This window comes from Streptomyces sp. E2N166 (genome assembly GCF_003671715.1).
Lineage (GTDB): Bacteria > Actinomycetota > Actinomycetes > Streptomycetales > Streptomycetaceae > Streptomyces > Streptomyces thinghirensis.
This window is the reverse complement of record NZ_RAIF01000012.1, coordinates 95,550-117,704: the sequence shown is the minus strand read 5'-3', so window position 1 is coordinate 117,704 and position 22,155 is coordinate 95,550. Positions and strand designations below refer to the sequence as shown.

Genomic DNA, 22,155 nt, shown 5'->3' with positions numbered 1-22,155 from the left:
GCCGTCGAGGAGACCGCGGGCCGGGTGCCCGTACTGGCGGGCGCGGGCTACGGCACCGCCCTCGCCGTGCGCTACGCCCGCCTCGCCGAGGAGGCCGGGGCCGACGGGCTGCTCGCCATGCCGCCGTACCTGGTGGTCGCCGGGCAGGAGGGACTGCTGCGGCACTACCGGGAGGTGGCCGCCGCGACCTCCCTGCCGGTGATCGTCTATCAACGCGACAACGCCGTGTTCACACCGGAGAGCGTGGTCGAACTCGCCCGCACGGACGGCATCGTGGGCCTCAAGGACGGGCTCGGCGACCTCGACCTCATGCAGCGGGTCATCAGCGCCGTGCGCACCGAGGCGCCCGGCGACGGTGAGGGGCCCGGAGGCGGCGACTTCCTCTACTTCAACGGGCTGCCGACCGCCGAGCAGACGCAGCTCGCCTACCGCGCGCTCGGCGTCACCCTCTACTCGTCCGCCGTGTTCTGCTTCGCCCCCGAGATCGCCCTCGCCTTCCACCGGGCGCTCCGCTCGGGCGACGACGCCGTCGCGCACCGCCTGCTGGACGGCTTCTACCGGCCGTTCGTCGAACTGCGCGCCCAGGGCCGCGGGTACGCCGTCGCCCTGGTCAAGGCGGGCGTACGGCTGCGCGGGCTGGACGTGGGGGAGGTGCGGCCGCCGTTGCAGGAGCCGGCCGAGGACCATGTGAAGCGACTCGCGCGGGTGATCGAGCGGGGTTACGCGCTGCTGGACGGGGAGGGCCTCAAGTGAGGGCGTCGGCGTTCGTCTACCCCTGGGACGTCAACGGGGACCCGGCGGCGGCGGAGTTCATCGCCCGAACCGGCGTCGAGCAGGTGACGCTCGCCGCCGCCTACCACTCCACCCGCGCGCTCACCCCCCGCCACCCGCGCCACCGCGTCGTCACCGCCGAGTACGCCGCCGTCCTCTACCCGCCGGACGCCCGCTGGGCTGGACGGGACCTGCGCCCGTACGAGGCCGGTGACTGGGCGCCCGGCGACGCCTGGGGCGAGGCCGCCGCCGCCCTCGCGGACGCGGGCCTGGAAGTGCACACCTGGGTCGTCCTCGCCCACAACTCCCGCCTCGGCGCCGAGCGTCCGCGTACGTCCGTCGTCAACGCCTACGGCGACCGCTATCCATGGGCGCCCTGTATCGCCCAGCCGGCCACGCGCGCGTACCTCACCGGCCTGGCCGCCGAGGCGGCGGTGCGGCCGGGGGCGCGCGGCACCGAACTGGAGTCCCTCGGCTGGTACGGGCTCGCCCACCTGCACGCCCACGACAAGACCGGCGGAGTCGGCCTCGGGGACGCCGGGCAGTACCTGATGTCGCTGTGCTTCTGTCCGGACTGCCGGGCGGGCTACGGCGGGCAGGGACTCGACCCCGACGCACTGGCCGCCGCCGTACGTGCCGCGCTCGAACCGGTGTGGCGGGGAGCGGTGCCGTCGGACGGGGGCTGGGCGGGCGTGGAGAAGCTGCTCGGCGAGGCGTCGGCGAACGCCACGCGCGCGTGGCGGGACGAAACCGCCCGCACACTCCAGGAGGCGGCGGTCGCGGCCGTACGCGCCGCCGCGCCCGGCGGCTTCCGGGTCCTGCTGCACGCCGACCCCGTCTCGTACCACTGCGGCGCCAACGCCGGCGTCGACCCCGCGCACATCCTGTCCGTCGCGGACGGCGTGGTCGTGCCCTGCACCGGCGGCGCGGGCCTGCTGACTCCGTTCGCCGAGCAGGACCGCGCCGGGGCCGTACTGGCCGCCAACCTCACCGTGGTCTCCGGCATGGGCGGCAGACCGGAAGCGCTCGCCGGGGACGCGGCACGCGCCCGTGAGCTGGGTGCGACGGAACTGCGGCTCTATCACGCCGGGCTGGCGTCGGACGGTGACCTGGAGGCGGTGCGGTCGGGGCTTGCGGAGCGGTGAGTGCGGTGTGGTGGGCGTGCCCAGGCGAGGCGTGCCCAGGCGAGGCGAGGCGAGGTGAGGTGAGGTGAGCGCGGCGGGGCCCGGGCGTCTCATGCCGGGGCCGGGGGCCGACTCAGGCGGGCCGGCGGCCGACGCGGACCGGGCCGGTGGCCGGCTCATGCCGGGCCGGTGGCCGGCGGCGGCCCGGAGGCGGCGGCATCGGTGTCCGCCGGTCGTCGGGCGAGCGGTACCGCCGTCGCCAGCAGCACGGCCCCCAGGGCGGGCAGCAGCAGCCGGAGGTCGGCCAGTTCCACCAGGGCCGCGCCTACGGCCAGTCCGAGCACGTTCGGTATGAAGATCAGGGAGTTGGCCGTCGCCGTGGCCCGGCCCAGCAGCGCCCCCGGCGTCTCGTGCTGGACGGCGGTCAGGGCGGCGATCAGCACCGCGGGCATCCCCGCTCCGGCCGCCGCGCTGGAGACCAGGGCCACCGCGTCGTGGGGAACGGCCCGCGCCGCCACCGCCACCGCCAGCAGCGCGATCCCGGCCGCCGCGAACCGCCGCCCGCCCAGGCGCCGCAGGGCGGGCCCGGCCAGCAGGCCGACCGCCATCGAGCCGGCGCCCTGGAGGGCGTACAGCACACCGGCGTACGTGGGGGAGTGGCCCAGGGCGTCGACCACGGCGTACAGCGTGGGCCCGCAGACGCCCGCGCACAGCATCATGACGCCGCCCGTGACGACGAGCGGGCGCAGGCGCGGGTGCCCCCACAGGTACCGGGCGCCCTCGGCCGTCTGCCGCCGCCAGTTCACCGCGGGCCGCCGCGGCGGTGCCTCGCGTACCCGCAGGGCGGCGTACAACCCCGTGGCCAGCACGAACGTCACCGCGTCCAACGCCGCCACGCTCGCGCCGCCGTACGCCGCGTAGACGCCCGCTCCAGCCGGCGGCGCCACGAGTTTCATGCCCTCGCCCGCGGTCATGCGCAGCCCGTTGAAGTCGCCGAGCAGGCGAGGCTCGACGGCGGCGGCGACGAGGGCCGACTCGGCCGCGTCGTGTACGACGCCCGCCGCGCCGTACACGAACAGCACCGCGAACAGCAGCCACAGCGTGTCCGGCGAGTCCACCGCGAAGAGGGAGAGCAGGAGGCCGGCCGGCAGCAGGTTCGCGGCGATCAGCAGCGGCTTGCGGTGGACGCGGTCGGCGAGCGTGCCGAGCGCCGGGCCCGCCGCCGTCGGCGCCCACATCGCGAGCATGCACAGCGCCGCGAGCCCGTCCGAGCCGGTGAGGTCCTTCACCCAGACGCCGGAGACCAGCCACAGCGCCGAGGTGCCGAAGCCGGACACCACCGCCCCGGCGAGATACAGGCCCGCGTTGCGGTCGCGCAGGACACGGGCCACGGGCCGGGCCCTGCGCGCCGTCTTCCTCGTATGTGTGGTCCTTGCCGTCATGCCTGGTCATCGTGGATCTAAGGCGGGCGGGCCGGCATCGGGCAGATGCCCTGGAAGCGGGCCCGGCGGCCGATGAGTTTCGCGAGCGGGATCGGTCTGCCTTCCGACAGAGCAGGCCAGGCGTCCCGAGGAGCAACCGATGACCCACGACACCACCACCCTCGACCTCGGTCCGCAGGCCAGGGTCCTGGCACGCCTCGCCGAAGGCGTGGGCGACGCGCGGCTCGCGGACCCGACACCCTGCCCGGACATGGCGGTCCGCAACCTGCTCGGCCATCTGACCGGCCTGGCCATCGCCTTCCGCGACGCCGCGCGCAAGGACCTGGGCGCCACCACCGACACCAGCCCCGAGGCGACCGTGCCGGACATCGGGCCCGGCTGGCGGGAGGAGCTGCCGAGGGTGCTCGGTGAGCTCGCCGAGGCATGGCGCGCACCGCAGGCCTGGAGCGGCATGACCCGGGCCGGCGGCGTCGACCTGCCGGGCGAGGTCGCCGGGGCCGTGGTGGCCGACGAGCTGGTGATCCACGGCTGGGACCTGGCCCGCGCGACCGGCCAGGAGTACGAGCCCGACCCGGCCGCTCTCCAGGTGGCGTACGGCCTGCTCGCCGCGTCCGCCGAGGAGCCCGGCCGGGACGCCGGCATGTTCGGCCCCGTCGTCCCCGTCCCCGACGACGCCCCGCTGCTGGACCGGGCGGTGGGACTGAGCGGACGCGACCCGGGCTGGACGCGGCCCGCCCAGTGACAGCACCGCAACCTCGACTTCTTCTGTCAGAAGCATTGACGTGGCCGCGCGCCCCTCTTACCTTCAACGCGTCGTACTCCGTACGTCATATATGAGACGCGATACGCGAGATCAGATACGCGAGGGATCCCACCGGGTCCGGCACGCGACATCAGGCCCGCGCATCCGACGCGAGATTCCGAGAGGCGCGCATGACCTCTGTGCCCACGCCGATCCCCTCCCGCACGCAGTACGTGCTGGAGGAGATCAAACGCCGCATCCTCACCGGCCGGCTGACGCCCGGCCAGGCCCTGGTCGAGACCGACCTCGCCGCACAGTTCGGGGTGTCCAAGACGCCGGTGCGCGAGGCGCTCAAGACGCTGGCCGGCACCGGGCTGGTCGTGATGAGCCAGTACAAGGGCGTCACCGTGCGCATGGTGGACGCGGACATGGCGCGCGAGGTCTACGACGTGCGGCTGCTCCTGGAGCCCGAGGCCCTCAAGCGCGCCGTGCGCCGAGGGGCCTCCCTGGACGCCGCCCGCGACGCGCTGACCCAGGCCGACCAGGCCACGGACACGGCCGAACGGTCGCTCGCCAACCGGGAGTTCCACCGCGCCCTGTACGTGCCGTGCGGCAACCCGCTGCTCGGCCGGATGCTCGACGAGGTCCGCGACCAGGCGGCCCTCGTCTCCGCCGTCGCCTGGGCCGCCGACCCCTCCTGGGAACGGGAGGCCGGCGAGCACCAGGAGATCCTGCGTCTCGCCCTCGCCGGTGACGCGGACGGCGCCGCCCGCGCCCTGCACGCGCACATCGCGTCGTTCGTCGAGCGGGCCTTCCCCGAAGCGGGGACGGCGGCCCAGGAAGAGGACGGTCAGGCATGACAGCGACGTTCGAGACCCAGCGGACGGCCCTGGCCGACGTGGTGGCGATCCCGGTGACTCCGTTCGCCGAGGACGGCACCGTCGACCCCGCCACCTACCGGGCCCTGCTGCGTCGTCTCCTCGACGGTGGCATCACGACCCTCACCCCGAACGGCAACACCGGAGAGTTCTACGCCCTCACCCCGGCCGAGCGCCGCCTCGTCACCGAGCTGACGATCGAGGAGGCCGGCGACCGCGCGGAGATCCTGGTCGGCGTCGGCCACGACGTGCCGACCGCGGTCGCCTCCGCGCGGCACGCCCGCGACCTGGGCGCCTCGATGGTGATGGTCCACCAGCCCGTCCACCCCTACGTCTCCCAGGGCGGCTGGGTCGACTACCACCGCGCCATCGCCGAGGCCGTGCCCGCGCTGGGCGTCGTCCCCTACATCCGCAACCCCCAGCTCACCGGCGCCCGGCTCGCCGAACTCGCAGACGCCTGCCCCAACGTCATCGGTGTGAAGTACGCCGTCCCGGACGCCGCCAGGTTCGCCGCCTTCGCCCGCGACGCCGGCCTCGACCGCTTCGTGTGGGTCGCGGGGCTGGCCGAGCCGTACGCGCCCTCGTACTTCTCCGCGGGCGCCACCGGCTTCACCTCGGGTCTTGTGAACGTCGCCCCGGCCGTCTCGCTGAACATGATCGAAGCGCTCCGGTCCGGCGACTACGCGACGGCGATGAAGGTCTGGGAACAGATCCGCCGCTTCGAGGAACTGCGCGCCGCCAACGGCTCCGCCAACAACGTCACCGTGGTCAAGGAGGCCCTCGCCTCCCTCGGCCTGTGCCGCAGGGAGGTCCGCCCGCCGAGCAAGCCGCTGCCCGAGAGCGAGCGCGCCGAGGTCGCCGCCATCGCCGCGGGGTGGTCGATATGACAGGCGCACCGCGCGAGACCGGCCGCAAGCGCCCCGAGGATCTCCGCAGCCACCAGTGGTACGGCACGGACGGCCTGCGCTCCTTCAGCCACCGTGCCCGCACCCGCCAGCTCGGCTACCTCCCCGAGGAGCACGTCGGCAAGCCGGTCATCGCGATCCTCAACACCTGGTCCGACATCAACCCCTGCCACGTCCACCTGCGCGACCGTGCCCAGGCGGTCAAGCGGGGCGTCTGGCAGGCGGGCGGCTTCCCCCTCGAATTCCCGGTCTCCACGCTCAGCGAGACCTTCCAGAAGCCGACCCCGATGCTCTACCGCAACCTGCTCGCGATGGAGACCGAGGAGCTGCTGCGCTCCTACCCGGTCGACGGCGCCGTGCTGATGGGGGGCTGTGACAAGTCCACGCCCGCGCTGCTCATGGGCGCCGCCAGCGTCGACCTGCCCGCCGTCTTCGTGCCCGCGGGCCCGATGCTCCCCGGACACTGGCGCGGCGAGACCCTCGGCTCCGGCACCGACATGTGGAAGTACTGGGACGACAAGCGGGCCGGCCTCATCGGCGACTGCGAGATGCAGGAGCTGGAGAGCGGCCTGGCGCGCTCGCCCGGCCACTGCATGACGATGGGTACGGCGTCCACGCTGACCGCCGCCGCCGAGGCCCTCGGCGTCACGGTCCCGGGCGCCTCCAGCATCCCGGCCGTCGACTCCGGACACGACCGGATGGCGGCGGCGGCCGGACTGCGCATCGTCGAACTGGTCCACCGGGACCGAAAGCTGAGCGACATCCTCACGGCCGACGCCTTCGAGGACGCCGTCACCACGGTCCTCGGCCTCGGCGGCTCCACCAACGCCGTGATCCACCTGATCGCCATGGCGGGCCGCGCGGGAGTCACCCTCACCCTCGACGACTTCGACCGCATCGCCCGCACCGTCCCGGTGCTGGCCAACGTCCGCCCCGGCGGACAGACGTACCTGATGGAGGACTTCCACTTCGCCGGCGGCCTGCCCGGCTTCCTCTCCCGCATCCCCGACCTGCTCCACCTGGACCGGCCCACCGTCTCGCACGACACGATGCGCGAACAGCTCGAAGGCGCCCGCGTCCACCACGACGACGTGATCCGCCCCCGCGACAACCCCGTCGCGGCCGAGGGCGGGGTCGCCGTCCTGCGCGGCAACCTCTGCCCGGACGGCGCCGTCATCAAGCACATCTCCGCCGAGCCGCACCTGCTCAAGCACACCGGCCCCGCGGTCGTCTTCGACGACTACCGGACCATGCAGCGCACCATCAACGACCCCTCGCTGAACATCACCGCCGACAGCGTGCTGGTCCTGCGGGGCGCCGGTCCCAAGGGCGGCCCGGGCATGCCCGAGTACGGGATGCTGCCCATCCCCGACCACCTGCTCAAGCAGGGCGTGCGGGACATGGTCCGGATCTCCGACGCCCGGATGAGCGGCACCAGTTACGGCGCGTGCGTCCTGCATGTGGCCCCCGAGTCGCACGTCGGCGGTCCGCTCGCCCTGGTGCGCACCGGCGACACGATCACCCTCGACGTCGCGGCCCGTTCCCTGCGGCTCCACGTGGAGGACGAGGAGCTGGAGCGCCGCAGGGCCGCGTGGACACCACCGCCCGCCCGCTACGAGCGGGGCTACGGCGCGCTCTACAACGAACAGATCACCCAGGCCGACACCGGCTGCGACTTCGAGTTCCTGGCCCGCCCGGGCAAGGTGCAGGACCCGTACGCCGGCTGAACCGCACGCCAGAACCGCGCACACCCCTGCCCGTGGAGAAAGCGCTTCCCGCACGACCCGAGCACGACGTACCAGAACGGAGAACTGTCATGGCCCAAGCCGCAGCCGTGGCGAAACCGCCCGCGCCACCCCGGCGGCGCCGTGCCTCCGCCACACCGCGCAGGCTCCCGTACCTGCTGATCGCACCGGCCGCCCTGCTGATGCTGGGCTTCATCGCCTACCCGGTCATCAGCGTCTTCTACTACAGCCTGCAGGAGTACAACCCCACCAAGCCGTGGCGGAACGGCTTCGCGGGCTTCGACAACTTCGTCAAGATCTTCACCGACGACCCGATGTTCTGGGACACCCTCGTCTTCAGCGCCAAGTGGGTCTTCGTCGAGGTCGGACTCCAACTCCTCTTCGGTCTGGCACTGGCGCTCATCGTCAACCAGACCTTCGTGGGCCGGGGCATCGGGCGCGCCCTGGTCTTCTCCCCGTGGGCCGTCTCCGGCGTGCTGACCTCCGCGATCTGGGTGCTCCTCTACAACTCCCAGACCGGCATCACCCGTTACCTCGCCGACATGGGCATCGGCGAGTACGGCACCAGCTGGCTGTCGGACACCTCGACCGTGTTCTCCGCGGCGGTCGTCGCCGACCTGTGGCGCGGCGTCCCCTTCTTCGCGATCCTCATCCTCGCCGACCTCCAGTCCGTCTCGAAGGACCTGTACGAGGCCGCCGAGGTCGACGGGGCGAGCCGGATCAAGCAGTTCTGGCACATCACCCTGCCGCACCTGAAGGACGCCATCATCCTGTCCACGCTGCTGCGCGCGGTGTGGGAGTTCAACAACGTCGACCTGCTCTACACCCTGACCGGCGGCGGACCCGCGGGAGTGACCACGACACTGCCGCTGTACATCGCCAACACCAGCGTCGACGCCCACGACTTCGGTTACGCGTCGGCCCTCACCACGGTCGCGTTCGTGATCCTGCTCTTCTGCTCGATCGTCTATCTGCGGCTGAGCAAGTTCGGAGGCGAGAACAAGTGATCACCAAGGAGGCCACCGCGCCCGCCCCCGCCCCCGCGCGGGCCGACCACGAGCCGCCGCGGCAGGCGAAGAAGCGCCGCCCCGCCTGGGACGAGGTCCCGCGCTGGCAGATCTATCTCCCGCTCGGCGTCTACCTGGTCTTCACCCTGATCCCGTTCTACTGGATCCTGCTCTTCGCGTTGCGTCCGGCGGGCTCGACCTCGCTCGTGCCCTGGCCGATGACCTTCGACCACTTCGAGAAGGTGTGGACCGACCGGAGCTTCGGCACCTTCTTCGAGAACAGCGTGTACGTCGGGCTCGCGACCCTGGTGATGACCACGCTCGTCGCCCTGGCCGGCGGCTACGCCCTCGCCCGGTTCGACTTCAAGGTCAAGCGGGCGTTCATGCTCGCCCTGCTCTGCTCCCAGTTCGTGCCCGGCGCACTGCTGCTGGTGCCGCTCTTCGAGATCTTCGCCGAACTCCAGATGATCAATTCGCTCGGCAGCGTCATCATCGCCGAGACGGTCTTCCAGCTGCCGCTGTCGATGATCCTGATCAGCAACTTCATCAAGAACGTGCCGTACTCCCTGGAGGAGGCCGCCTGGGTCGACGGCTGCGGCCGGATGCGGGCCTTCCTGGTCGTCGTCCTCCCGCTGCTGCGGCCGGGCCTGATCGCTGTCGGCTCCTTCGCCTTCGTGCACTCCTGGAACCACTTCCTGTTCGCCCTGATGTTCCTCAACAACCAGGACAAGCAGACCATCCCGGTCGGCCTCAACACCCTGATGAGCGCGGACAGCGTCGACCTCGGCGCGCTCGCCGCCGGCGGCATCATCGCGGCCGTGCCCGTGGTGCTGGTGTTCGCCTTCATCCAGAAGTGGCTGATCACCGGCTTCAGCGCGGGGGCGGTGAAGGGATGAGTCCGCTGCCCCTCGTCCTCGCCGGCGCCCGCGGCCACGGCCGCTGGCACGTCGCCAACATCCGCCGCCTGGAGCGGGCCGGACTGGTCCGGCTGGCCGGCATCTGCGAACTGACCCCGCTGACCGAGGAGGAGGCCGGCGGAGAACTCCCCGAGCAGTCCGCCGACTTCGGCGCCCTGCTCGACTCCACCGGCGCCCGGATCGCCGTGATCTGCACGCCGATCCCCACCCACACCGACCTCGCGCTGACCGCCGCCCGCAAAGGCGTGCACCTGCTGCTCGAGAAGCCCCCGGCACCTTCGTACGCCGAGTTCCGCCGGATGGCCGACGGGGTCGCCGAGGCCGGCGTCGCCTGCCAGGTCGGGTTCCAGTCGCTGGGCTCGCACGCCGTGCCGGCCGTCCGCGAGCTGATCGCCCAGGGGGTTGTCGGCGAGGTGGTGGGCATCGGCGGGGCCGGGGCGTGGGTGCGCGACGAGGCCTACTTCCGCCGGGCGCCCTGGTCGGGGCGGCGGCGGCTGGACGGCGCCGACGTGATCGACGGCGCGCTGACCAACCCCCTCGCGCACGCCGTCGCCACCGCCCTCGCGCTCGGCGGCTCCACCCGCGCCGAGGACGTGACGGGCATCGAGACCGAGCTGGCGCACGCCAACGACATCGAGGCCGACGACACCTCCTGCGTACGCGTCACCACCGCGCAAGGACACCGCGTCACCGTCGCCGCGACCCTGTGCGCGGAGCGGCCCGACGAGCCGTACGTCCTGGTGCACGGCGGCAGCGGCCGCATCACGTTCTGGTACAAGCAGGACCGCGTCCTGCTCCAGCGCGGCGGTCACGGCCCCGAGGAGTACCACCACGGCCGCACCGACCTGCTGGAGAACCTGGTCGAACACCTCACCACCGGCGCCGCGCTGCTGGTCCCGCCCGACGAGACGGGCGCCTTCATGCGGGTCGTGGAGGCGATCCGCCGTGCCCCCGACCCGGAGCCGCTGCCCGATGCCGCCTGGCGCCGTGTCCCCGGCGAGAGCCGTCGCGTGGTCCCCGGCGTCGACTCCTTCGTGGCCGCGGCGGCCGACACCCTCTCCCTCTACTCCGAACTGGGCGCGCCGTGGGCGCCGCGCACGGAGCACCCGCGATACGAGGTGAGTACCCGATGACCGGCAACGACGCCCCGGTGCTGCGGGTGGCGGGCCGCCCCGTCGCCCGGTACGTCACCCGGCCCGAACTGCCGCCCCGGCTGTCCCCGCGCCCCTACCTGCACCCCGTCACCACCCTGGCCGGCACCGCTGTCACCGAGTTCAGCCCTGCCGACCACCTCCATCACCTCGGCGTCGGTGTCGCCGTTCCCGACGTCGAGGGGCACAACTTCTGGGGCGGGCGCACCTACGTCCGCGACCAGGGCCCGACCGAGCTGGACAACCACGGCGCCCAGCGGCACATCGCCTTCCAGCTTTGTGACTCCGACGGCCTCGTCGAGGAGCTGCGCTGGGTCGCCGCCGGCACCGAGCTGCTGCGCGAGCGCCGCACCGTCGCGGCCACCGAACTCACCGCCACCGGCCTCGCCGCCACGGCCTGGGCGCTGGACTTCACCTTCTCCCTCACGAACGTCACCCCCCACCCGCTCACCATCGGCAGCCCCGCCACCAACGGGCGCCCCGGCGCCGCCTACGGCGGCTTCTTCTGGCGCGCCCGCAGGGAGAGCGCGGCCCCCCGGGTATTCACCGCCGACCGCGAGGGCGAGCGGGAGATCCACGGGACCCGCGCCGACTGGCTCGCCCTGGCCGGCGACACCTGGTCGCTGGTGTTCGCCGGGGCCACGGAGCAGACCCGGCGCGACCCGTGGTTCGTGCGCACCGAGGAGTACCCGGGCGTCGGCTCCTCCCTCGCGTACGACGAACGGCTGACGGTCGCCCCCGGCGACACCGTCGTCCGCCGGATCGTCACCGTCGTCGCCGACGGCCGGCTCGATGCCGACGGCGCCGCCACCCTCGTACGAAAGGCGGTGAGCCCGTGACCCCCGACATCCCCGTGACGCCCGAGACCACTCCCGAGACCCCGGTGACGTACACCAACCCCGTCCTGAACGCCGACTGGTCCGACCCCGACGTCCTCCGCGTCGGCGACGACTTCTACCTGACCGCGTCCAGCTTCGGCCGCGTCCCCGGCCTGCCGCTCCTGCACTCCCGCGACCTGGTCGGCTGGACCCTGGTCGGGCACGCCCTGACCCGCCTGGAGCCGGCGGAGGCGTTCGCGGCGCCCCGTCACGACTGCGGCGTCTGGGCCCCGTCCCTGCGCCACCACGCCAACCGATTCTGGATCTTCTGGGGCGACCCCGACCACGGGATCTTCCAGGTCAACGCGCCCGACATCCGCGGCCCGTGGACGGCCCCCCACCTGGTCAAGGCCGGCAAGGGGCTGATCGACGCCTGCCCCCTGTGGGACGACGAGACCGGCGAGGCCTACCTCGTGCACGCCTGGGCCAAATCCCGCTCCGGCATCAAGAACCGCCTCACCGGCCACCGCATGCGCCCCGACGGCACCGGACTCCTCGACGAGGGCAAGGTGATCGTCGACGCCGACCGCCTCCCCGGCTGGTTCACCCTGGAGGGCCCCAAGCTCTACAAGCACGACGGCTGGTTCTGGATCCTGGCTCCCGCCGGGGGAGTGGAGACCGGCTGGCAGGGCGCCTTCCGCTCCCGCGGCTTCTTCGGCCCGTACGAGGAGAAGATCGTCCTGGAGCAGAAGGACACCGACGTCAACGGCCCCCACCAGGGCGGCTGGGTACGCACCGGGACCGGCGAGGACTGGTTCCTGCACTTCCAGCAGCGCGGCGCGTACGGCCGGGTGGTCCACCTCCAGCCGATGAGGTGGGGCACGGACGGCTGGCCGGTCCTGGGCGACGACGGCGCCCCGGTCACCGAGCACACACGCCCCGCGCTGCCACCGCAGCCGCCCGCCGCGCCCGCGACCGACGACGACTTCCCCGGCGGACGGTTCGGCCGCCAGTGGTCGTGGACGGCCAACCCCCGCGACGGCTGGGCCACCCAGCACTCCGGGGACGGGCTGCGGCTGGCGTGCGTCCGCTCGGCCGACGCGCACGACCTGCGCAGACTGCCGAACGTGCTCACGCAGCGGCTGCCCGGCGACCCCGCGGTGATCGAGGTGGAGCTGCGCCTGGACAGCGAGGAGCCGGGCGCGCGGGCCGGGCTCGCGGTGCTCGGCGACGCCTACCGCTGGATCGGGCTCCAGCGGGGCGCGGACGGGACCGTGCACCTGGTGCACCGGTTCGCCGAGTCGGTGGCGGAGGCCGACCGGGACGCCGACCACCCCCGTCCCGCGCCCGAGGGCCGGGCACGGCTGCGGATCGAGGCCGGCCCCGGCGCACGCTGCCGTTTCCTCTACGACCTCGGCGACGGGCCGCGCCCCACCGGCCAGGTCTTCGCCGCCACCCCGTGGCGCTGGGTCGGCGCCCTGCTCGGCCTGTTCGCGCTCGCGCCCGCCGGGCAGGGAGACGCCGGCGCGGCCACCTTCACGCAGTTCCGGATCGAAGCCCGCTGACCCACCCCACCCGTACGCCTGTTGGGAGCCGCAATGACGCACCTCCGTAGCAAGCGCTTGCCGGGAACCGGCAGGACTCTGGCCGCCGTCCTCGGTCTGGTGGCCGCCCTGGCCCTCGGGACGGCCGGGGAGGCACAGGCCGCCCCGGCCGGCGAGACGGGCTCACCCCGCCTCGCCGACAGGGCGCACGGCTTCGCCTCCCTCGCCGGCGGTACGACCGGCGGCGCGGGCGGCGAGGTCGTCACCGTCACCGACCAGGCCGCGCTGGCGAAGTACGCGGCGGCGGAGGAGCCGTACGTCATCCGGGTGGCGGGCTCGATCGCCGTCGCCCCCTTCGGCTCGGACATCGTGGTCGGTTCCGACAAGACGATCGTCGGCGTCGGCGACACGGGCGAGATCGTCCACGGCGAGCTGCACCTGAACCCCGGCACGCACAACGTGATCATCCGCAATCTCACCATCCGCGACAGCTACGTCGAGGGCGACTGGGACGGCAAGACCAACGACTTCGACGCCATCCAGATGGACTCCGTCCACCACGTCTGGATCGACCACAACCGCCTCACGCGCATGGGCGACGGACTGCTCGACATCCGCAAGGACAGCGAGTACATCACCGTCTCCTACAACCGGTTCGAGAACCACAACAAGGCGCTCGGTATCGGCTGGACGGACAACGTCCGCACCCGGATCACCATCGATCACAACTGGTTCGCCGGCACGAAACAGCGCAATCCGTCCGCCGACAACTGCGCCTACGCGCACCTGTACAACAACTACCTCTCCGCGCAGGTGGCCGACGGCGACCCGCTGTGGACGTACGGGAACTGGGCGCGCGGTGCGACGCGGATGGTCATCGAGAACAGCTACTACGACGGGGTCCAGCACCCCTACCAGGCGGACGCCACCGCGGAACTGGTGCAGCGCGGATCGGTCCTGAAGGACACCGCCGGCCGGCACGACGCGTGGGGCGACGCCTTCGAACCGCGCGACTTCTACGACTACCGGCTCGACCCGGCGGCCGCCGTCCCGGCCCTGGTCGAGCGCTTCTCCGGGCCGCAGAAGCAGCTCGGCGTCCACTGACTCCCCCACACTCCGTTCACCGCTCCGTCGGATCCAGAAGAAGAGAGCCGATCAATGAAGACCAGCAATCGCAGCAGCAGAAGGACAGGCGGGCGCCGGACCTCCGCCGCCATAGCCCTGGGGGCCGTGCTCGCGTTGACCGCCACCGCCTGCGGTGACGACGGCAGCGGAGCGGGCGGCGACAAGGGCGCCGACGGCAGCGGCAAGGGAAAGATCGTCTTCTGGGACAACAACGGCGGTATCCGTACGGCCGTCTGGAAGGAGATCATCGCCGACTTCGAGAAGGCGAACCCGGACATCGACGTGGAGTACGTCGGGATCGCCGCCACCGAGTACCAGTCCAAGGTCGACACCGCCATCCAGGGCGGCGGCCTGCCGGACGTCGGCGGGGTCGGCGCGGCGATGCTCGCGGGCTTCTCGGCCCAGGACGCGCTGGAGCCGCTGGACAACCGGCTGACCGGGTCGTCCCTGAACGGCAGGGTCAACAAGGACATGATCGAGTCGCTGCGGGCCGCGGGCGGCGGCGACGGCCGGCTGTACTCGGTGCCGACCTCGGCCAACAACGGCGTCCTCTACTACCGCACCGACCTGTTCGACAAGGCGGGCCTGGAGGCGCCCACGACCTGGGACGCCTTCTACACGGCCGCCGAGAAGCTCACGAACTCGGGTGAGAACGAGTTCGGCTACACCATCCGCGGCGGTTCCGGCTCCATCGCCCAGGCGCTCGACGCGATGTACGGGCAGTCCGGCATCACCTCGTTCTGGGACGCCGGCAAGGAGAAGACCACCGTCAACGACCCGAAGAACGTCGAGGCGCTGGAGAAGTACGCGGCCCTCTACAAGAAGGCCACGCCGGCCGCCGACGTCAACAACGACTTCGCCAAGATGGTCGCCCAGTGGGACTCCGGCACGATCGGCATGCTCAACCACAACCTGGGCTCCTACCAGGACCACGTGAAGGCGCTCGGCGTCGACAAGTTCCGCGGTATCCCGCAGCCGGTCGGCGCCTCCGGCAAGCGGGTCCAGGTGTCCAACCCGGTCGACGGGCTCGGCCTGTTCAAGAGCTCCAAGAACAAGGACGCCGCCTGGAAGTTCGTCGAGTTCGCCACCTCGCACGCGCAGAACTCGAAGTTCAACGAGTCCGCGGGTCAGGTGCCGTCCAACACCGAAGCCGCGAAGGACGCGTGGATCCAGAAGGCGGAGCCGACGAAGCTGGCGGCCGAGGCGCTGAACGACGGCTCCACGACCATCGTCCAGCTGCCGTACTACCTGCCGGACTGGAACACGATCTCCAAGGCGGACAACGAGCCGAACCTCCAGAAGGTGCTGCTCGGGAAGATGAGCGCGAAGGCGTTCCTGGACACGATGGCCGAGCAGCTGAACGAGGCGCAGGCCGAGTGGAACGAGCAGATGGGCTAGTCGGTCCCGGGTCCCGCCGTGGGACGGCCCGTGGTCCGCGGGCGCGGGCCGTCCCCGGCGGGGAACTGTCACTCCTCCCCTCTCGAAAGGCAATCCGGCGTGTCCCTCACCCGAAGACAAGTCACCGCGTCCGCCGTCGCCGCTCTGCCCCTGGCGTTCGCCGCCACCGGCACCGCCCGGGCCGGCGGTCACCGCCCCCGCACCCTCCACATCGCCGGCGACTCCACCGCCGCGCAGAAGTACGCCGACGCCGCGCCCGAGACCGGGTGGGGGATGGCGCTGCCCTTCTTCCTCCGCAGGGGACTCGGCGTCGCCAACCACGCCGTGAACGGACGGAGTTCCAAGAGCTTCGTCGACGAGGGGCGGCTGGACGCCGTCCTGGACGCGATCCGGCCCGGCGACCTCCTGCTCGTCCAGTTCGCGCACAACGACGAGAAGAAGGAGGACCCCGCCCGCTACACCGAGCCCTGGACGACGTACCAGGACCACCTGCGGATGTACGTCGACGGCGCCCGGGCCCGCGGCGCGCGGCCGGTGCTGGCCACGCCCGTCGAGCGGCGGCGGTTCGACGCGGCGGGAGACGCGAGGCCCAGCCACGGGGAGTACCCGGCGGCGATGCGGGCGCTCGCGCGACAGGAGGGCGTGGCGCTGCTCGACGTCCAGGCGCTGTCGCTCGCGCTGTGGCAGCGGCTCGGCGTGGAGGGGACCAAGGCGTACTTCAACTGGACGGCCACCGAGCAGGACAACACCCACTTCAACCCGCCCGGCGCGATCGCGGTCGCCCGGCTCGTCGCGCGGGAGCTGCCGCGCACGCGGGTCCTGGCGCGCCGGGACGTGCGCCGGCTGGACGAGGAGATCCCCGAGTCCTGGATCGACTGGCCGGCGTCGGCCACCGCGTAGCACGTAGCACCCCCGATCACGGAAAAGGGAGAGCCGCACCATGAACACACACGTATGGCATGGGCATGCCACCAGAGCCGCCGCGCTGGCCGGCTGCACCGCCCTCGTCCTGACCCTGACCGCCGCCACCGCGCAGGCCCGCCCCGGCCACCACCACCCCCGCGACACCGCCCGGCAGACCCTGCCGGCCAACGACGGCTGGGCCTCCCACGGCACCGGCACCACCGGCGGGGCCGCCGCCGACGCGGAGCACGTGTACACCGTCTCCACCTGGGCCGAGTTCAAGGCCGCCCTCGCCGCCGGCGGCAGCGCGCCCAGGATCATCAAGGTGAAGGGCACGATCGACGCCGTCTCCGAGGGCTGCGACGCCTTCGCCGCGCCCGGCTACGACTTCGGTGCCTACCTGGAGAAGTACTCCCCGGAGAACTGGGGCCTGGGGACCGACCTGAGCGCCGAGCCCGACGCCAGCCCCGAGGGGCTGCGCCGTGCCTCCGCCGAGCGGCAGGAGGAGGCGATCAAGGCGAACGTCCCCGCCGACACCACGATCATCGGCGTCGGGCGGAACGCCGGTATCAAGGGCGCCAGTCTCCAGATCAAGGGCGTCGACAACGTCATCGTCCGCAACCTGACCTTCGAGAGCCCCGTCGACTGCTTCCCGCAGTGGGACCCCACCGACGGCGACAAGGGCAACTGGAACTCCGAGTACGACAGCGCCGTCGTGTACGGCTCGACGCACGTGTGGCTGGACCACAACACCTTCACCGACGGCGAGCACCCCGACAGCGCGGCGCCCACCTACTTCGGCATGCTGTACCAGCAGCACGACGGCCAGCTCGACATCGTGCGCGGCGCCGACTACGTCACCGCCTCCTGGAACGTCTTCACCGAGCACGACAAGACGATCCTGATCGGCAACAGCGACAGCGAGTCCACCGCGGCCGGCGACCGCGGGCACCTGAAGACGACCTTCCACCACAACCTCTTCAAGGACCTCGTCGAGCGCGCGCCCCGGGTGCGCTTCGGGCAGGTCGACGTCTACAACAACCACTTCGTGGCACACGACGACTACGCCTACAGCTTCGGCGTCGGCAAGGAGTCGCAGCTCGTCGCCGAGCACAACGCCTTCACCCTGCCGGACGGCGTCAGCCCCGCGAAGGTGCTGAAGCGGTGGAACGACTCGCCGCTCACCGCCACGCACAACCGCGTCAACGGCCGCTCCGCCGACCTGATCGCCGCGCACAACGCGGAGAACCCGGACGCGCCGCTGCGGTCCGGCGCGGGCTGGACGCCCACCCTGCGCACCAAGGTCCTCCCGGCCTGGGCGGTCCCCCTCGTCGTCGACCACGGCGCGGGCGCCGGCCGCCTGCGCTGACGCCCCAGAACCGAGGGCCGGGGCGCCCGCACCGCCCCGGCCCTCCCGCAACCCGCCACGTACGCGCACCCGAAGGAGCACCGGCATGCACCGACCCGCCCCGTCCCGCAGAGGCTTCCTCCTGACGACCGCCGGCGCGGGCGCCGCCCTCGGCCTCGCGGCCGGCCCCGCCGTCGCCGGTACCCGGCCGCGTCCGCGTCCCTTCGGCCGGTACGGCTCACCGGCCGCCCGCCGCACCCCCAAGACCCTGTACGTCGATCCGCACGGCCGCGGCGACTTCACCTCCGTCCAGGCCGCCGTGACCGCCGCCGAGGGCAGCGGCTGGACGCTGGTCCTCGCCCCCGGCACCTACCGCGAGACGGTCTCCGTCGACGCCGACCGCACCGAGGCGACCTGGCTCGGTGCCTCCGAGGACCCGCGCGACACCGTCATCGTCTTCGACAACGCGGCCGGCACCCCGAGGCCCGACGGCTCCGGCACCTACGGCACCAGCGGCTCCGCCACCACGACCGTGCGGGCCGACGGCTTCACCGCCCGCCGGATCACCTTCGCCAACGACTGGCTGCGTGCCGACCACCCCGGCTTCACCGGCACCCAGGCCGTCGCCATCAAGGTCCAGGGCGACCGCTCGGCGTTCCACCACTGCCGCTTCCTCGGCCACCAGGACACCCTGTACGCCGACACCCGCGACCTCGGCCTCTTCGCCCGCCAGTACTACGCCCACTGCTATGTCGAGGGCGACGTCGACTTCGTCTTCGGCCGGGCGACGGCCGTGTACGAGGGCTGCCACTTCCGCACCCTGGTCCGCACCGACCTGACCGGCGCCCCCCACGGCTTCGTGTTCGCGCCGTCCACGGCGGGCGCCAACCCGCGCGGCTACCTCGTCACGCGCGGCCGCGTCAGCAGCGAGGCCCCCGACGGCTACTACAAACTGGCCCGCCCCTGGGTGCCCAGCTCCGACACCACCGCCCGCCCGATGCTCACCGTGCGCGAGACCCACCTCGGCGCGGGCATCGACGCGGTCGCCCCCTACGCCAACATGCGGGACGCGCACCCCTGGCAGGAGCAGCGGTTCCGGGAGTACCGCAACACCGGCCCCGGCGCCGCGGTCACCGTGCCGGAGAACCGGCCCCGGCTCACCCGCGCCGAGGCCGCGTCGCACACCCGGGAGGCGTACCTCGGCGACTGGCGGCCGTATGACCGCCGGAGGTGACCCGTCCGACCACGCCTCCGGTGTGCTGCCCGGCTTCCATCCGGCGCTCAAGGACGAACTGACCTTCCCGCTGGCCTGGGGCAGCTCGCCGCTCCGGGACTTCGGGGCGTGGCGGCGGGCGGCCCGCGCGACGGTCGAGGAACACCTCCTCGTCGACCGGCAGGACGACACGCCGTACGCCCCGGAGTTCACCGCCCGCTCCGACGGCGACGGATACACGCGGGAACTGGTCACCCTCTCCCTCACCCGCTACGGGCGGGTCCGCGGCGCCCTGCTCACCCCGCACGGCACCGGGCCCTTCCCGGCCGTCCTGCTCCTGCACGACCACGGCTCCCGCTTCGACATCGGCAAGGAGAAACTGGTCCGGGCCTGGTACGACGGCTCCCGGCTCGCCGCCGCCGAGGACTGGGCGGACCGGCACTTCGACGGGCGCTTCCTCGGCGACGAACTGGCCGGGCGCGGGTACGTGGTGCTCTGTGCGGACGCCCTGGGCTGGGGCGACCGGGAGCCGCTCACCTACACCCGCCAACAGGCCCTGGCCGGCAACCTCTTCCACCTCGGCAGTTCGCTCGCCGGGCTCCTGGCCCGGGAGGACGAGCGCGCCGTCGGCTTCCTGGCCTCCCTCGACCGCGTGGACGCCCGGCGGATCGCGGCCGTCGGCTTCTCCATGGGCGGCTACCGCGCCTGGCAGACCGCCGCCCTCAGCGACTTCGTCGCCGCCGCGGTGAGCGTGTGCTGGATGACCGGGCTGAAGGAGATGATGGTGCCCGGGAACAACACCCTGCGCGGGCAGTCGGCGTTCCACATGCTGCACCCCGGACTCGCCCGGCACCTCGACCTCCCCGACGTGGCGAGCATCGCCGCACCCAGGCCCATGCTGTTCCTCGGCGGTGCACAGGACCACCTGTTCACCGCCGAGGGCGTGCGTACCGCCTACGACAGGCTGCGCGCCGTCTGGCACTCCCGGGGCGCCGCCGACCGGCTGCGCACCGAGACCTGGCCGGACGTCGGCCACGCCTTCCCGCGGCGCATGCAGGACGAGGCCTTCCGATGGCTGGAGTCGGTCATCGCCGCACCGGCCCGGCCGGCTCCAGGGTAGGCACCACCGGTTCGATCCTGCCGCCCGCCGTGAAGCGCGGCCGGTCGACCGTGGTCTCCCGGTGCGTGCCGTCCCCGCCCGGCCGGCCGGGCCCGTTCGGCGCGAAGCGGTGGTAGACGATGTACCAGTCGTCGGTGCCGGGCGTGTTGACCACGGAGTGGTGGCCGGTCCCGAGGGTGCCGTACTCCGGGCGCTTGGACAGGATCGTGCCGCGCTCGGTCCACGGGCCGAGCGGGGGCGGTCCGGTCGCGTAGGCCACGTGGTAGTTCTCGCTGCGGGTGTCGTCCTCGGACCGCATGAAGTAGTACGTGCCGTCGCGTTCCACGACGAAGGGCCCCTCGCGGAAGTCGGGCAGGACCGGGCTGCGGGTGGGCACCGCCTCGACCGTCCAGGTGCGGAGAGGGAACGCCCCCGCCGGTCGTCACCGGCGGGGGCGTTCGACGGCCGGCCGAGTGGGGGCTCGGACGGCGCGCACCGGCCCGGGGGGGGGCCGGCGGATCAGGGGTGGTCCCCGGCGGTCACTCGTAGGCGATGTCCGAGCCGGTGAAGTCGCACGTCTTGCCGTACGGGCCGACCGGGGAGAGCTTCTTGGGCTCCTTGCCGGTGCTGTTGCCCTCGAAGCGGACGCAGGTCTCGATCTTCTTCTTGCCGTCACCGTGGACGCGGATGTTCCGCAGGGCCGCCGTGTCGCCGTAGTTCTGGTTGACGCCGACGATCGACTTGCCGGGCGCGGTGATGTCCACGTCGTTGATGATGATCGTGCGCTGGTACTGCTTGCCGCAGTTGCCGCAGGAGCGGACCAGCTTGCCGAAGTTCTCGACCCGGAACTTCGAGACGACGAGCTTGCCCGCGCCGTTGAACTGGAGCACCTTGTCGTCGGCGTTCCTCGCGCCGCCGCCGTACACCTTGTAGACCGCCGAGGCCGAGGTGCCCTTGAAGCTGGCGGCGTCCTCGCCGACGTCCAGCCACCACACGTTCTGCAGGGTGCAGGAGCCCTTGCAGTGGACGCCGTCGGCGGCCGGGGTGCCGATGACGACGTTCTTCAGCGTTGCGCCGTCCGCCAGCTCGAAGACCGGGTCCTGGCCCTCGTCCTGGCTGTCGCCGCCCAGGGCGCCGGTGCCGTAGAACTTCTTCATCCCGCCGTCGTACGTCCCCTTGACGGGGATCGTCGACGAGACGGGCTTGCTGCCGGTGTCCTCGGGCCAGGACGACGCGGCACCCGCGGTGGACAGCATCGTCGTTGTGACGATCGCCGCACCGGTGAGGCCGAAGGCAGCGGTTCCGGCGATCACCGCCCGCCGCTTGGTGACCCGGCGGCGGTGGCGGACGCGCTGTTCAGCTCGTGCAGTCATGCCCATGTTCCTTGCGTGGGGAGAGGATCTTTGCGCTTCCTGGTCGCCACTGGTGAGGAAAGGGTTGCCGCGGCCTCAGAGGTTTTTCACGAACCGGCCCTCACACGGCGGCTCTTCACGAACCCCCGTCGCGGGGAGCGAAGCCGCCCTGCACCGAGAGCCGTCCGGATCCGGCGGTGGCCGTCGCGGAGTAACGGTCGCCGCCCGCGTCCCGGTCGCCGCGCTCGTGGTCGTACTGGCCGGCGAACATCCACTCGCCCGCCGGGACCGTACGGCCCTGCTTGAGCGTCCACCGGTGGACGAGGAAACCGTCCCGCTCCTCGACCGTGAACGTGAAGTCGTCCTCCGGCAGCGACCGCCATGCGCCGGTGGACGCGACCCCGCCGGTCTGCGCCACCGCCAACTCGACGGTGAGCGCGGTCAGCGGTTCACCGGTCTTCAGGGTGATGTTGCTCTGTGCCCAGAAGTCGTGGCTGTGCGGGTCCACCGAGCCGTCCGACCACAGCGGGCCGTCCTCGACGGCGGAGACGGGCGGCCGGGCGGTCGCGCTCCCGGACGCGGCCGGCGGCCGGGAGGACGCGGTGGCCTCCGGGGTCGCCGTCCCGGGCGGGGCACTCGGCGTCGGGTCGGCCGGCGGGGCGGGCGCCCGGCT

18 protein-coding genes and 3 pseudogenes are annotated in these 22,155 nt (G+C 72.6%); 17 read left to right on the top strand and 4 right to left on the bottom strand.

What is annotated here, in order from left to right:
• Together EBH09_RS08165 and EBH09_RS08160 are read left to right on the top strand one after the other, a co-directional pair.
• The coding region (locus EBH09_RS08165; protein ID WP_238697237.1) for a 5-dehydro-4-deoxyglucarate dehydratase at nucleotides 1-753 on the top strand (753 nt) is incomplete at its 5' end.
• Complete coding sequence (locus EBH09_RS08160) at nucleotides 750-1,916, top strand: hypothetical protein (protein WP_121746374.1); 1,167 nt, start codon at nucleotides 750-752, stop codon at nucleotides 1,914-1,916. The genes EBH09_RS08165 and EBH09_RS08160, both read left to right, overlap by 4 nt.
• Nucleotides 1,917-2,071: 155 nt before the next feature.
• On the opposite strand, the gene EBH09_RS08155 is transcribed toward EBH09_RS08160, so the two are convergent.
• Nucleotides 2,072-3,337 (bottom strand): MFS transporter, encoded by a 1,266-nt coding sequence (locus EBH09_RS08155; RefSeq protein ID WP_121746373.1) that lies wholly within the window; start codon nucleotides 3,335-3,337, stop codon nucleotides 2,072-2,074.
• Nucleotides 3,338-3,476: 139 nt separating this feature from the next.
• Here EBH09_RS08155 and EBH09_RS08150 point away from each other — a divergent pair, with 139 nt between their 5' ends.
• The 15 genes and pseudogenes from EBH09_RS08150 (at nucleotide 3,477) to EBH09_RS08080 (ending at nucleotide 20,151) form a co-directional block, all read left to right on the top strand.
• Complete coding sequence (locus EBH09_RS08150) at nucleotides 3,477-4,079, top strand: TIGR03086 family metal-binding protein (protein ID WP_121746372.1); 603 nt, start codon at nucleotides 3,477-3,479, stop codon at nucleotides 4,077-4,079.
• 191 nt (nucleotides 4,080-4,270) lie between these two features.
• Nucleotides 4,271-4,939 (top strand): GntR family transcriptional regulator, encoded by a 669-nt coding sequence (locus tag EBH09_RS08145; protein ID WP_121746371.1) that lies wholly within the window; start codon nucleotides 4,271-4,273, stop codon nucleotides 4,937-4,939.
• Nucleotides 4,936-5,844 (top strand): dihydrodipicolinate synthase family protein, encoded by a 909-nt coding sequence (locus EBH09_RS08140; protein ID WP_121746370.1) that lies wholly within the window; start codon nucleotides 4,936-4,938, stop codon nucleotides 5,842-5,844. Before EBH09_RS08145 ends, EBH09_RS08140 begins: the two co-directional genes overlap by 4 nt.
• Entirely contained in the window at nucleotides 5,841-7,589 is a 1,749-nt protein-coding gene (araD, locus tag EBH09_RS08135; RefSeq protein ID WP_121746369.1) for an L-arabinonate dehydratase, read from the top strand. Before EBH09_RS08140 ends, araD begins: the two co-directional genes overlap by 4 nt.
• Nucleotides 7,590-7,678: 89 nt before the next feature.
• On the top strand, nucleotides 7,679-8,614 hold the full coding sequence (locus tag EBH09_RS08130; RefSeq protein WP_121746368.1) for a sugar ABC transporter permease: 936 nt from the start codon (nucleotides 7,679-7,681) through the stop codon (nucleotides 8,612-8,614).
• Nucleotides 8,611-9,510: a carbohydrate ABC transporter permease gene (locus EBH09_RS08125; RefSeq protein WP_121746367.1), complete on the top strand. Its 900-nt coding sequence runs from the start codon at nucleotides 8,611-8,613 to the stop codon at nucleotides 9,508-9,510. The genes EBH09_RS08130 and EBH09_RS08125 overlap by 4 nt, the downstream gene beginning before the upstream one ends.
• On the top strand, nucleotides 9,507-10,664 hold the full coding sequence (locus EBH09_RS08120) for a Gfo/Idh/MocA family oxidoreductase (RefSeq protein ID WP_121746366.1): 1,158 nt from the start codon (nucleotides 9,507-9,509) through the stop codon (nucleotides 10,662-10,664). The genes EBH09_RS08125 and EBH09_RS08120 overlap by 4 nt, the downstream gene beginning before the upstream one ends.
• On the top strand, nucleotides 10,661-11,521 hold the full coding sequence (locus tag EBH09_RS08115; protein WP_121746365.1) for a PmoA family protein: 861 nt from the start codon (nucleotides 10,661-10,663) through the stop codon (nucleotides 11,519-11,521). Before EBH09_RS08120 ends, EBH09_RS08115 begins: the two co-directional genes overlap by 4 nt.
• Nucleotides 11,518-13,065, top strand: coding sequence for a glycoside hydrolase 43 family protein (locus EBH09_RS08110; RefSeq protein ID WP_121746364.1), 1,548 nt, complete (start codon nucleotides 11,518-11,520; stop codon nucleotides 13,063-13,065). The genes EBH09_RS08115 and EBH09_RS08110 overlap by 4 nt, the downstream gene beginning before the upstream one ends.
• Nucleotides 13,066-13,098: 33 nt before the next feature.
• Nucleotides 13,099-14,139, top strand: a pseudogene (locus EBH09_RS08105) (pectate lyase); the annotation flags it as partial.
• Nucleotides 14,140-14,202: 63 nt separating this feature from the next.
• Nucleotides 14,203-15,567: a sugar ABC transporter substrate-binding protein gene (locus tag EBH09_RS08100; RefSeq protein ID WP_121746362.1), complete on the top strand. Its 1,365-nt coding sequence runs from the start codon at nucleotides 14,203-14,205 to the stop codon at nucleotides 15,565-15,567.
• 99 nt (nucleotides 15,568-15,666) lie between these two features.
• Nucleotides 15,667-16,467 (top strand): rhamnogalacturonan acetylesterase, encoded by an 801-nt coding sequence (locus EBH09_RS08095; protein ID WP_121746361.1) that lies wholly within the window; start codon nucleotides 15,667-15,669, stop codon nucleotides 16,465-16,467.
• A gap of 40 nt (nucleotides 16,468-16,507) precedes the next feature.
• Complete coding sequence (locus tag EBH09_RS08090; protein WP_121746360.1) at nucleotides 16,508-17,839, top strand: polysaccharide lyase family 1 protein; 1,332 nt, start codon at nucleotides 16,508-16,510, stop codon at nucleotides 17,837-17,839.
• 85 nt (nucleotides 17,840-17,924) lie between these two features.
• The gene (locus tag EBH09_RS08085) at nucleotides 17,925-19,052 is read left to right on the top strand and encodes a pectinesterase family protein (protein WP_121746359.1); all 1,128 of its coding nucleotides are present in this window, start codon (nucleotides 17,925-17,927) and stop codon (nucleotides 19,050-19,052) included.
• Nucleotides 19,036-20,151: a dienelactone hydrolase family protein gene (locus EBH09_RS08080; RefSeq protein ID WP_121746358.1), complete on the top strand. Its 1,116-nt coding sequence runs from the start codon at nucleotides 19,036-19,038 to the stop codon at nucleotides 20,149-20,151. The genes EBH09_RS08085 and EBH09_RS08080 overlap by 17 nt, the downstream gene beginning before the upstream one ends.
• Here the strand turns inward: EBH09_RS08080 and EBH09_RS08075 are convergent.
• The 3 genes and pseudogenes from EBH09_RS08075 to EBH09_RS08065 all read right to left on the bottom strand — a co-directional run.
• A pseudogene (locus tag EBH09_RS08075) lies at nucleotides 20,117-20,500 on the bottom strand (family 43 glycosylhydrolase); the annotation flags it as partial. The gene EBH09_RS08080 and the pseudogene EBH09_RS08075 overlap by 35 nt on opposite strands.
• Before the next feature lie 169 nt (nucleotides 20,501-20,669).
• Nucleotides 20,670-21,503 (bottom strand): pectate lyase, encoded by an 834-nt coding sequence (locus EBH09_RS08070; protein WP_121746357.1) that lies wholly within the window; start codon nucleotides 21,501-21,503, stop codon nucleotides 20,670-20,672.
• A gap of 115 nt (nucleotides 21,504-21,618) precedes the next feature.
• Nucleotides 21,619-22,155 (bottom strand): annotated as a pseudogene (locus EBH09_RS08065) (hypothetical protein); the annotation flags it as partial.

Coding starts and splice junctions, on each gene's coding strand:
- EBH09_RS08155 (WP_121746373.1), bottom strand. CDS start 3,337: ATGACGGCAAGGACCACACATACGAGGAAGACGGCGCGCAGGGCCCGG.
- EBH09_RS08150 (WP_121746372.1), top strand. CDS start 3,477: ATGACCCACGACACCACCACCCTCGACCTCGGTCCGCAGGCCAGGGTC.
- EBH09_RS08145 (WP_121746371.1), top strand. CDS start 4,271: ATGACCTCTGTGCCCACGCCGATCCCCTCCCGCACGCAGTACGTGCTG.
- EBH09_RS08140 (WP_121746370.1), top strand. CDS start 4,936: ATGACAGCGACGTTCGAGACCCAGCGGACGGCCCTGGCCGACGTGGTG.
- araD (WP_121746369.1), top strand. CDS start 5,841: ATGACAGGCGCACCGCGCGAGACCGGCCGCAAGCGCCCCGAGGATCTC.
- EBH09_RS08130 (WP_121746368.1), top strand. CDS start 7,679: ATGGCCCAAGCCGCAGCCGTGGCGAAACCGCCCGCGCCACCCCGGCGG.
- EBH09_RS08120 (WP_121746366.1), top strand. CDS start 9,507: ATGAGTCCGCTGCCCCTCGTCCTCGCCGGCGCCCGCGGCCACGGCCGC.
- EBH09_RS08115 (WP_121746365.1), top strand. CDS start 10,661: ATGACCGGCAACGACGCCCCGGTGCTGCGGGTGGCGGGCCGCCCCGTC.
- EBH09_RS08100 (WP_121746362.1), top strand. CDS start 14,203: ATGAAGACCAGCAATCGCAGCAGCAGAAGGACAGGCGGGCGCCGGACC.
- EBH09_RS08090 (WP_121746360.1), top strand. CDS start 16,508: ATGAACACACACGTATGGCATGGGCATGCCACCAGAGCCGCCGCGCTG.
- EBH09_RS08085 (WP_121746359.1), top strand. CDS start 17,925: ATGCACCGACCCGCCCCGTCCCGCAGAGGCTTCCTCCTGACGACCGCC.
- EBH09_RS08080 (WP_121746358.1), top strand. CDS start 19,036: ATGACCGCCGGAGGTGACCCGTCCGACCACGCCTCCGGTGTGCTGCCC.
- EBH09_RS08070 (WP_121746357.1), bottom strand. CDS start 21,503: ATGACTGCACGAGCTGAACAGCGCGTCCGCCACCGCCGCCGGGTCACC.